General features: G+C 43.1%; 7 protein-coding genes and 1 pseudogene. All 8 read right to left on the bottom strand.

Annotated features, from left to right (window positions below; all coding sequences use genetic code 11):
- Window positions 1–161: 161 nt before the first annotated feature.
- A pseudogene (locus RDO37_RS10510) lies at window positions 162–626 on the bottom strand (flagellin); the annotation flags it as partial.
- Between the two features lie 16 nt (window positions 627–642).
- Window positions 643–1,578, bottom strand: a complete 936-nt coding sequence (locus RDO37_RS10505; RefSeq protein WP_308499048.1) for a flagellin — start codon at window positions 1,576–1,578, stop codon at window positions 643–645.
- Between the two features lie 367 nt (window positions 1,579–1,945).
- Window positions 1,946–3,346 (bottom strand): asparagine--tRNA ligase, encoded by a 1,401-nt coding sequence (asnS, locus tag RDO37_RS10500; protein WP_273326660.1) that lies wholly within the window; start codon window positions 3,344–3,346, stop codon window positions 1,946–1,948.
- A gap of 320 nt (window positions 3,347–3,666) precedes the next feature.
- Window positions 3,667–4,449: a hypothetical protein gene (locus tag RDO37_RS10495; RefSeq protein ID WP_308499047.1), complete on the bottom strand. Its 783-nt coding sequence runs from the start codon at window positions 4,447–4,449 to the stop codon at window positions 3,667–3,669.
- 160 nt (window positions 4,450–4,609) lie between these two features.
- Window positions 4,610–5,092: a hypothetical protein gene (locus RDO37_RS10490; protein WP_027939387.1), complete on the bottom strand. Its 483-nt coding sequence runs from the start codon at window positions 5,090–5,092 to the stop codon at window positions 4,610–4,612.
- A gap of 1,397 nt (window positions 5,093–6,489) precedes the next feature.
- A complete protein-coding gene (locus tag RDO37_RS10485; protein WP_308499046.1) occupies window positions 6,490–7,587 on the bottom strand; it encodes a YeiH family protein in 1,098 nt (365 codons plus the stop codon).
- 439 nt (window positions 7,588–8,026) lie between these two features.
- On the bottom strand, window positions 8,027–8,938 hold the full coding sequence (locus tag RDO37_RS10480) for a LysR substrate-binding domain-containing protein (protein WP_308499045.1): 912 nt from the start codon (window positions 8,936–8,938) through the stop codon (window positions 8,027–8,029).
- A 967-nt stretch (window positions 8,939–9,905) separates the two neighbouring features.
- Window positions 9,906–11,549, bottom strand: a complete 1,644-nt coding sequence (locus tag RDO37_RS10475) for a methyl-accepting chemotaxis protein (protein ID WP_308499044.1) — start codon at window positions 11,547–11,549, stop codon at window positions 9,906–9,908.
- Window positions 11,550–12,080: the final 531 nt, after the last annotated feature.

The following is a 12,080-nucleotide window of genomic DNA, read 5'->3' as shown; positions in this document are numbered from 1 at the left end:
TAAAAGCAATAAATTTAGTGTAAGAACGAAAAGAATTAGTGGCAAACTAAGTCGCGGGAAAAGACAAGTTTGCGAGATTGCAGCACCAAAAAGTCTTTCAGAGGTGTTTCACTAAATTCTACTTGTAAAGTGATGCTCATATCATCACCTTTAGCACCAGCTGCACCAGCACCTTGCACAAATGGGTCAATTGAGTTGTCTTGTTTACCGTTTAAGATGGTCTTGCCTGCAAAAGTTGTTTGCTTAGCGATACGAGTGATCTCGGTTGCTAATGAAGAGGCTTCTTTAGCAAGAGCTTGCTTATCAGCATTTGTATTTGTACCGTTGTTGGCCTGAACTGCTAAGGTACGGATCTTCTGCAACATGCTAGAGATCTCGTCCATGCCTGCTTCAGCAGTCTGAGCAAGGGCGATACCGTCAGATGCGTTGCGGTTACCCTGGTTGAGGCCGTTGATCTGGCTGGTTAAGCGATCGGCGATCTGAAGGCCTGCAGCGTCATCTTTAGCGCTGTTGATACGCATACCGCTGGATAATCTTTGGTATGTGGTGGTCAGGGAATTCTGGACATTACCTAAGTAGCGTTGTCCCTGAAGAGCGCTGTAGTTTGTATTTACATATACTGCCATTTTACTGATCCCCCGACTAACCTAATAAGCTCAGGCCAAGCTGAGGACGGGTGTTAGCCTGCATCAGCATGGAAGCAGCTGCCTGCTGGATAATGGACTGCTGAGAAAGGTTAGCAGACTCTTCAGCAAAGTCAGCATCACGGATACGTGAGCGAGCATCAGCCTCGTTAGCAGCAACGTTAGACTGATTGCGGATAGAGCTCTCAAGACGATTTTGGATGGCACCTAAGTTGGCACGTAATCCATCTACATCAGCAATCATTTTATCCATGTGAGAGATTACTAATGATGCGTCAGCCTTAGAGAAGAGGAAAGCAATATTGTTATTCTTAATGTCAACAACTGCGTTGTTTGCGCCATCGAGCTTAAAGTTCTGATCTGCTCGATTAGATGCAATTGAGAACTTCATGTTGTCGATTTGGAACGCAATGGTATCGCCCTTATTGGAGCCGACTTGCAGAGTAATTGTACCTGCTTTGCTCTTATCTGCAGTTGCAGCCTTAGAGAAGATGGTGTCGGTGTTTTCTTGCTGACCTGCTAAGATCTTCTTGCCTGCAAATGTTGTCTGATTAGCAATACGAGTAATCTCATTAGCTAAAGCACTTGCTTCTTTTGAAAGAGCTGCCTTGTCGTCAGCTGTGTTGGTGCCGTTAGCAGCCTGAACTGCTAAGGTACGGATCTTTTGGAGCATGCCAGAGATTTCGTCCATACCTGCTTCAGCAGTCTGAGCTAATGCAATACCGTCAGAGGCGTTGCGGTTACCTTGGTTGAGGCCGTTGATCTGGCTGGTTAAACGATCGGCGATCTGGAGGCCTGCAGCGTCATCTTTAGCGCTGTTAATACGCATACCGCTGGATAATCTTTGGTATGTGGTAGTCAGCTGGTTCTGGACGTTGCCTAAGTAGCGCTGACCCTGAAGGGCGCTGTAATTTGTGTTTACATATACTGCCATTGTATCTACCTCAACTAAGTACTGCTACGAGCACTCATACCTGTGAAGTATTGGCACGTGGCATATAAATTCTGGTGGAGCTTGAATCGAGCTCTTCTAACCATTCTAACGGGCTTGGCACTGTGTAGCCTTAGTACTAAACGAACATTAATTTTGGTGATGAATGTTTGTTAGTGACGATAGCTTATTTATCTGTTTTTACTGATTTATGCGGGTGCATTGCTTATGTTTTATAGACAGTTACGTTTACAGAATTTGGGGCTTTGTAGCTAGGAATGAAAAAGGCCCTGAAGCAAAAGCTGCAGGGCCTTAAGGAATTTAGCAGCGATGAGGCTGCTTATGCTCTAGAAAAATTGATTTCTATAAATTAGAAGTCAGCGTTGCGTGGAGTACGTGGGAATGGAATTGCGTCACGTACGTTACCAACACCAGTGATGTATACAATTAAACGCTCGAAGCCTAAGCCGAAGCCTGAGTGTGGTACGGAACCATAACGACGCAGGTCGCGGTACCAGTAGTAAGACTCCTTGCTAAGGCCCATCTCTTCCATACGCTTATCTAACAGCTCTAAGCGGTCTTCACGCTGAGAACCACCGATGATCTCGCCGATGCCTGGGGCTAAAACGTCCATTGCAGCTACGGTCTTGCCATCGTCGTTCTGACGCATATAGAAAGCCTTGATGTCCTTAGGATAGTTCTTAACAACTACAGGGGACTTAAAGTGCTCTTCAGCAAGGTAACGCTCGTGTTCGGATTGCAGATCGATACCCCACTCTACAGGGTACTCAAACTTCTTACCGCAGGTCTTTAAAATCTCAACAGCGTCGGTGTAATCAACCTGAGCAAAGTCAGCATTGATGAATTTCTCTAAGCGGTTGATAGCGTCCTTGTCGACACGCTCAGCAATGAAAGCCATGTCATCAGCACGCTCAGTTAAGATGCGCTTGAAGACGTACTTGAGCATGTCCTCAGCTACTTTGGCGCAACCGTCTAAGTCGGTAAAGGCCATCTCAGGCTCAAGCATCCAGAACTCGGCTAAGTGACGTGAGGTGTTAGAGTCCTCAGCACGGAAAGTTGGACCGAAGGTGTATACCTTGCTAAATGCGCAAGCATAGGTTTCAACGTTTAACTGACCAGATACAGTTAAGTAAGAGTGCTTACCGAAGAAGTCCTGTGAGTAATCAACTTTACCTTGATCGTTCTTTGGCAGGTTATCTAGGTCGAAGTTAGTAACGGTGAACATCTCACCTGCACCTTCACAGTCAGAGGCGGTAATGAGTGGAGTTGAAACCCACATAAAGCCGCGCTCTTGGAAGAATGAGTGCAGTGCATAAGCAAGAGAGTTACGGATACGCATTACAGCGCCCATTAAGTTGGTACGAGGACGTAAGTGTGCATACTCACGTAAGTACTCAACAGAGTGGCGCTTTGCAGACATAGGATAGGTGTCAGGATCCTCAACGAAGCCTAATACCTGAACCTTAGTTGCCTTAACTTCAACAGACTGACCTTGGCCTTGAGACTCAACTAACTCACCCTCAACGATAACTGAGCATGAGGTAGTGAGCTTTAAGATTTCAGATTCGTAGTTGTCTAAATCTGCAGGAGCTACGACCTGAAGATTATTGAAGCAGGAGCCATCATTTACTGCTAAGAATGAAAAGCCAGCTTTAGAATCACGACGGGTACGGATCCAGCCACCAACGGTAATGGTGCTACCGATGGTGCATTGATGGTTCAAGACCTCTTTGATAGAGACAAGAGACATTGATGTGCTCCTAAGTAAAATTCACGAAGGCTATTAAGGCAGATACTAAGTGCTAGCGTTGTCTTAGCGCTAGACAGCTAAAGCCTGAGCCTCTATATAGTATTTCTAAGGAAAACCCCAAAAATATAAGCATCCATGATATGCAAGCAAGTGCAACTATGCAAGTAAAAAGCGAACCAGAGGGTTCGCTTATCATGGGTAATGATGTTTTATAAGCAATATAAGAACCTATACAGTGCACATCTAGAGGCAAAAGCTAAGTGCAGGACAATTTAGTAGGCTCTTAATATCTGCTGTAGTTTAGAGCTTGCAACCGTGATTTAGTCTTTCTTTGGTTGCTCGCTATCTTGAGCCTTAGCCTCTAGCTTTGGCTCAGATACGCTATCTTCGGCGTCAGTCTTTGTGTCAGACTCAGTCTTTGTCTCAGATGCGTTATTTTCTGATTCTGCCTTTGGCTCAGCATCAGGGCTTGCTTGCTCATTATCAGCTGTCTGTGCAGTTTCGGCTGATGGAGTTTGGGCTGTTTCAGTAGCTTGAGTGGCGGCAGCATCGCTATTTGGTGTAGCTTCTTGCTCATTAGCTGACTTTTGAGCGTTCTCATCTTGAAGTTCGGCACTAGACTCATCAAGATGACCATTCTTGCACTTGATGGTGAACATGCCACGTGGATGTTTGCCTTGAGCACCAACTACTAAAGCAGGTAAGAACTCTTGCTTGCGCTCATCTAAGTAACGCTGTAATTCACGGGCAGGAGTTTCGCCAGCTAAACGTGACTCGATATAGATAGGACCAAAGTCAGGGATCTCAACAATACCCTTGATTACGGTGATGCCGCGAACAGCCTCAACTGAATCTACCTTAGCCTTAAAGTAAACGCCATTTTTTAAGAGGTTCTTGACGCGGTTGGAGATGTAAAAAGACTTCAGGGCCATAATGCCAAATAAGGCTGCCATGAAGAACTGTAAATAACCATCCTGGCCTATAGAACGAACATAGAAAGCTAATGAAATAGCAACCAGGGTGATAAGAACATAGATCACGCCAAAGATCTTCTGCATAGTGCCAATGCGTGGATCAAAGGACTGAGTGAAAGTGAAAGCCATTATCTGGATTCCTTAGTTTGGTTCACAGTACAAAGTAGCATGAGGCTCAGCAGCTGAACACATGCTAAGTCTACTCATGAACACACAAAAACTCGAGTATCTTGCTCAAAATGACTAAGTCGGACTTGTCATTTTTTTACCTTTAATAAGGTGTTGCTAATTACTCTTTGATTACCTTAACAAGGCCTTGGTATGAGGATACTGGGTTGAAAGAGTTTAGCTCAGTATCATCGGTTACGCTGACAGTAAGAGCGCATGAGCCTTGCAGCATGATTAAGGTATTGTTTACAAGAGAATCAGCGCCTGCAGAGCCCATTAAGTTTGCAGGAACAACGAGCTCAAAACGCTCAAGCTTATTAGGCTCTAAGGTCTTATTCTTATACTCCTCATGTAAGGTAGCTACCTTATCTTCTTTGATGAACACATCAGCGCTGATTCCAATAATTGGCAGCGGCTCTGGTGAGGCGTGCTGCAGAGTATAGGCAATGATGAAAACTGGATTATTGTCCTGGCGACTTAAGGCTAGACTTTCAATCTTAAGTTTAGGTGCAGTTGCGCCCTCTGGCAGTGAGTTACATGCAGAGTTAAACAGCGCAGCAGCGGCAAACAGACAGACATTAAAAAGAGAGAAGAGCTTCTTCATATTTTTTTAAGACGAAATAAGTAAAAGTACTAGAACGTGTTTAGCTTATACGAAAACAATTAGCCTGGTTATAGCTAATGAAAGACACATAATACAATCAATTGCGATTTTGTCGAATCCTCTTAGCTTATCTGATGCAATAAGTGAGAAGATGCTTGCAATCTTTGGATGAGCTTTAAGCTACATAAGCTGATTTTCAGGGAATGGTTGGCTTATAGTTACGAAATAAATGCAGGGACTTTCAATAATTTAAGAGCAATTAGCAGAGAAAAGAGCTCTGTCGATGGGTGCATGCTAAGTTGATGCTAAAAAGTTAGAGCAAGGTAGGGCGTGCTGTCGTGCTGTACAAAAGCTTTTTGTAAGCACCTTAAGAGGATGCATTTTGGGATGGCTAAAAAAAGTAGAACCGTATCCTTAAAGTCTATCCCACGGCTGCGGAGCTGTTATCTGCTATCAACGCAACCACCTTAAGGTATACGGTTCGAGCTTACATTTTAGCATTATTGCTAATAGTTTACGCAATAGAGCGGAGCTTGCAGTGTCAAGCGTGAGCAAGCTCAAATCTATCTTTGAGTACAATAAGTAAGCATTACACGTAGTTATTAATCTAATGGCTCAAGTCTATATTTTTTAGATGATGGTTCTTAAGTCAAAGTGCTTTTCACTACAGTAGTGCATTAGTCGATGCTTAAGGCTGTGTTTTTTCAATAGTTCGTGAAACGGTTTACGCAAGTCTGGTGATTTTTAGGCGCTGAATGTGTGGCTATGATCCTTAGATCCTCAGCTCTTTAGCTGATCAGATCTTGTGAGCTTTTGATCTTTTGATATTGCAATCATGTGTAGATGAGTAGAGGAAGTTGCGCTTAAGATTTTTGCTTTGAAAAAGCCGTTTGCTTGGGATGGCTTGTTTGCTCGGGAGGGCTTGTGTGCTTGTTAGGAGCGGTGTGGATTGGACTATTGAAGGGATGAGGCACTAGGAAAGCCGCTGTCAAAGACAACGGCATACAGTACATGGAATTGGAAAAATATTTATGACTTCTTAGTGCGCGATGGCGTAGAAGATGCGGCTAGGCATTTTCTTGGCGATGGCACTTATTTGGTTCTTATTGAGTAGCTAATTAGGACTTGGATAGTTTTGTCGCTGTAGTGCTTTAGACTCAGATAGGAACTGTTGCTTGAGAGTCTGTGAGCGCTTTGTACTTAGAAAAATAGAGTTATTTGGGCTCAGTGCTCGACTCACTTATTAACGTCTCAGTGCATCTTGCTGTTAAGAGTTTTGTTTAAAAATTTTGTAACAATCTCTTTAAAGCTGATGGATATGCGCAAACTGAGACGCTAACAAAGATTATGTAGTTTTAGGTATTTGGTCTAAAAACCCTAAAGTTGCGTGTTGAGGGTTAGGCTAATAGCTGTGGGATATACAGAGATAAGAAGTAACCTCCAACTAAAAGCCAAACAAAGAGCAGTGAGGCAAGTAAGAATGGCTTAGCACCGGCCTGCTTAAACTTATCGAGACTAGTATCGGTACCTAAGGCAGTCATTGCCATGGTAAGTAAAAAGGTATCGATATACTCAATGGTGCCGTTTAAAGGAATATCCTTAACTGTTGGAGCACCAGTTATCTGCTGGAGCATGGTGTTTAAGGCGATTACAGCAATAAAGCCAATTGCAAAGTATGGGATAGTGATTTTGCCGCGCTCATGGTTTTGTGTTGCTAAACCGTTAGAGCTTTGTGCTTTTTTCTTAGCTGCATAAGAGAGCAAGATTGAGAACACAATGAGTACTGGGGCAAGCATCATCACACGAATCATCTTAGTGATGGTAGCTGTGGCTGCAATGCCAAGAGAGTCATTTGGATCCATTGCGTTACCAGCTGCAGCTACGTGGGCAACCTCATGTAAAGTAGCGCCAGTGTAGATAGCTGTACCCATATCGCCTAAGTTATCGAGTAAACCGTAACGATACATAATTGGATATAAGAACATAGCAATAGTGCCAAAGATCACCACAGTTGATACGGCTACTGCAGTTTTATGGCTTGGGCACTTAACTACAGACTCAGCGCCTAATACTGCTGCAGCACCACAAATAGAGCTACCAGTTGCTGTCATAAGAGCAGTCTGAGAGTCCATTTTTAAGATTTTGCCGAGGAATATACCAAGGCTTAAGGTGACTACTACAATGATGGCATCAACGATTACGGCAGGAAGGCCTACAGCATATACGTCAGATAAAGTAAGACGGAAGCCGTACAGAACAATGCCAGTGCGAAGAATCTGCTTAGTACAAAAACGAATGCCAGGAACCCAATCTTCTGGGAGTTTTTTACGTAAAGAGTTTGCGTAGATGGTGCCTAAGATGATACCTACGATGAGTGGACTTAATCTCATGCTCTTGACCCACTCAAGTTCTGAGAGGTAGAAGGCTGCCATGGAGAATAAGATGATGAGTAAGAGGCCATGAGAAGTATTGGCTCTATTTGCTTTTGTAAACATGCTGTCTCGATACTAAGTTGACCAAAATCAATAAGCAGAGTATTACGATTAATTTTCGTTATGCAGTAAACTGACAAGAACGGCATGGAGCAAGATAACCATGTACATTATTGTTTTGTATGCATTGCTCTGTTCAACGGCCTATAAGATACTCTCAGTACCTCTAACACGCCACTATCATTTTTGTATAAGTTATAACCAAATGTTATAACCACAACAAAGAAGTTGCACGTATTGGTCTGGCATGCATTAAGTTGCCTATAAATGCTTGTTATGAAGAAGCTATGGGGATTTAATGGGATGATTGGTGCTTTGTTAAAGGTGTTGTTTAACGTTTAACAAGCCCACTTGCCTTTATAGACGGCTAGAGTAGTGATTAGTGGCTGTGTATGTAAGTCTTGAATAAGTGGGCAATTGGTTCTTGAGTTAAGCTTCTTTGCTAGTTGGATGCGGCTTTTTGATAGCTCATACTCTGCTGAATGAAGGTGATAAAGCGATCGACTAGTGGGCTTTGTGGACCTTGGGTACGGACAAAACAGAAGGTGCGCTTAAAAGTAAGATTATCAACAGTCAAATGAGTAAGAATGCCTTGTTCTAGCTCTCGCTTTACAGCGGATTTTGACAAGATGCAGAGACATTCTGAGTTCTGCATAAAGAGCTTGATAGCTTCAGTACTACCTAAGTACATACGGATATTGAGTTCAGAAAACTTAATATTCAATGCTTGTAAGTCTTTTTCTATGTAGTCTAAGGTGCCACTACCACGCTCACGTAACACAATAGGCAAGCGCTTAAATTCTTCTACACTTAACTTGCCTTTCTTAGCAATGGAGTTATTGCTGCCAGTAAGGATGATGAGCTCATCTTCTAAAAATGGAGTGTAGGTAAGCATAGGCAGACGGGTAACACCTTCAATCAATCCTAAGTCGATATTATGCTCGTCTAATGAATGCTCAATAAAGCGTGAGTTGCCATTAATAAGCGAGATATCTGCCTGTGGAAAGCTCTCAATAAATTTGGCTAGATATGGTGGTAGCACATACTGAGAGATAGTGGTACTTGCGCCTAAGCGTAGCTGTCCAACATGCACGTTATTCAATAGATGCATGTCATACTCAAGTTTATGGTACTCATGCAAGATACGCTCAACATGCTGCAGCATAAGTTTGCCTGCATATGTAAGCTCAAGGCTATTGCCATTGCGCTCAAAAAGCATGACTTGGTATTCATCTTCAAGAATTTTTATATGCCTAGTAACAGCTGGCTGAGAGATATACAGTTCTTGAGCTGCAAGAGTAAAAGATAGGTTCTTTGCGGCTGCATAAAAAACCTTAAGACGGAAATCTTGCATAAGAACACCTCTGTGACGAGTAGAACTACAGTTGAAGATGCATGCAAATGTGGGGTTCTTAGTGTAGGCAACAGGTTGAGCCACTCACTCAAGAACCATCATAATAGAGCAATCAAAGCTAAACGTATCTTAGTACAGCTACTGCATGCTATCAATCAAGCAAGAGCGATTAATAAGCATATACAACAAGCTGCTCATAAGCGATATGAGTGTGTCCTTTTTCATATGGCATGCAAGTCAATTAATTAATTAAGGTATCGCCTGAATCTTTTCATGCAAGCATCAATCACGGCCAAGGGCAGTTCTAAAAGATCAACAAACTTACCATTGCTCTGAGCGGGCGCTGTTTCGCATAGTGTTCAAATCTTAACATGCTGATGCTAAAACCAACGGTGCTGCCAGCCAAAGCTAGTCCGCATGACCAAGACAGATGCTTTGTTTTGGCTAATGATCCTGGCAATTGCGCTTAAGCTTGGGTTGCTGGTGATCTTAGTTATTTCATACGGGTTGGTGATCTTGGCTGTAGCACCTGATCTTTGAAGGAGAGGTGATCTTGGCAGTAGCACCTGATCTTGGTAGGAGCGGTGATCCTGCTATTTTATGTGGGTTAGTGATCTTGGTGATTAGAGTTGATCTCGATGCGCTAGTGAGGTGCGAGAGTTTTGCGCTTATCTTTAGCTGATGCCTGCGTTTGTGAAGTGCAAGTGGCTTTTACAGAGTACATGGTAAGTGCAGGTTACAGGGGACGTTCAGTGTACTATGTAAGGCAGTGCTAATTAGTGGGGTATAGTGCTGCCTGCTGCTAAGGTTTAGTTGGATAGGGTGTGTCCCATGAAAAAGCCCCGCTCATGATGAAATGCACTTGGCAAGATCTCATGGCGGGGCTTGAAGGGCCTTACTTTAATTGATAAGGCTAGCTGAATTTTGTAGCTGCACCTAGATTATGTATGCGTGCAGCTTATGTTGATTAGTGCATGATCTTAAAGCGATTGATCTTCTGTTGCAGAGAGTTTGCTTGCTCGGAAAGATCAGCGGCAAGAGAGGCCATCTCGTGGGAGTCATTAGAGGCCTTTTCTGCCATATCGTTAATCACGCTAAAGCTTGAGCTTACGTCCTGCAGGAGACTAATCTGATCTTGAGCAGCGGCTGCAATATTATTTGACATCGTAGCTAAGCTTTGAGCAGTGTTGTTTAAGGAGGTAAGAGAATCACCAGCGCTACGGGATTGCGCAACTGATTTTTCAACCTGCTCATTGCACAGATTCATAGCCTCTGCAGCATGGGCAGTATGTTCTTTGTTGGACTCAATGAGGTGAATAATGCCGTTGGTGGATTCTTTGGTTCGTCCTGCAAGAGCACGAACTTCATCTGCTACCACGGCAAAGCCACGACCATGTTCACCAGCACGCGCTGCCTCAATAGCAGCGTTCAGCGCCAGGAGGTTAGTTTGCTCTGCGATGTCAGCAATGATCTGAATTACCTTACCGATCTCTTGTGAGTCGTCGTTAAGACGGGTGGTTAAAGCTGATACAGATGCAAGCTGCTTAGCAAGATCGTTAATGCTGTCGATAGTGGTATCAACTTCGCGATTACCACGATCAGCCTCTTCTTCTGACTTACGAGCAACATCTAAAGCCTCAGATGCCTTATGAGCAACGTTGCTTGCAGCCTCAGTTACGTGCTGAATATTGCTTGTACCGTTGCGGGTTTGCTCTTGCTGCTGCATGGTAATCTGAGAGTTGTCTTGAGCAAGACGGCTTAATGCAGATGATGAGCGAGCTAAACCATTAGTAGTGTCGGAGATGCTCTTGATGATTGCAGAGAACTCGCTAGAGAGGTTGTTGATGGAGTCTAAGATGGAGTCTTTATAGTTGGTCTCAGCATGGATGGTCATATCACCCTTGGAGATCTTATTGATAAGAAGCACTGCATCTTCTGGATTACCACCAATAACTTGCTTGATCTTATTGATAATACCCATAGCGATGACAATACCAGCAACCACAGAAAGGACGGTTGCAAGAATCATCATGATTAACAGCAGCTGAGTGATGTTATTAACGTGGGTAATTTCTTTAGCAGCTGCAGCCTCAACATAATCAATATAGGCGTTGATAGCATCAAGCCATGCCTGAGAAGACTTGCCAAAGTCAGAAACGATGATGTCGCGTGCTTGTTCTAAATTACCGCTGGTAATTTGATTGCGTACATCAGACATATACTTGCTGCCTTCTGAGGCAATAGACTTTAATTGCTGATGCAATCTTGCCTCTTCAGCGCTAATATCTTTATCGATGGCGATGGCTTGATCTAAGGCTGAGTCAGCACGAGCATAGTCTTGCATCAGGTTGGTAGCAACATCAAAGTGTCTTTGTCTAGAGCCACTGTCCTTAGATAACACGGCATCACGGATAGCAATTGCACTGTCGTGCAATGCACCACGCATATCAATGGCGTGACGTTGCTTTGGAGCATAGTCTTCATTAACTGCGGTTAAAGCTGAATCCATGCTGATAACCTTAAATAAGGTGATAACAGCAAGGACAAACATCAAGCCAATAAACAGGCCGAAACCTGCGTAAACGCTTTGAATAATGCCTAGTTTCTTCATCCGGCTAACTCCTGTTCAGGACAACTTTTATGTGTTTAAGGCATATGTTGCTAAGACAAACCAAAGTGGCCAACTAGATAACCACATTGATTGAGAAAACTTTCTATACAGTAGCGCAAGTGATATATGGGATTGTAGGTAGCTGATACTAAGTATTAAAGATGTTCTGTTAATTGCTCTTAAGTACTTAATACATTGGCCTAAATTACAATCCTAGATATAACAATTGCCTCTCTATATTAGATTGCAAACGCACTAATGTGCATACGATTCCCAAAACATGAAAAAAGTGGTCACTTACGGACAACAAAGCACCATACTGGATCTTTATGTAGCCAAGAGTGTAAAGATGTTTGTGGATATAAAAACGGATACACAAAACTAGATGCAAAGATTAAGATGAGATCGAAAGATTTAACAAATAGGCGTAATTCTCCACCTATAACTCGAAGAGTTTAGGTGGAGATGTAAGCCTACATCTTACTAACATTACAGCAGTCGATCTTGATTTTCTATATATTCTCTCAAAAC

Origin of the sequence: uncultured Anaerobiospirillum sp. (genome assembly GCF_902485895.1) — a bacterium.
GTDB classification, from domain to species: domain Bacteria; phylum Pseudomonadota; class Gammaproteobacteria; order Enterobacterales; family Succinivibrionaceae; genus Anaerobiospirillum; species Anaerobiospirillum succiniciproducens.
This window is presented reverse-complemented; position numbering and strand designations above follow the sequence as displayed.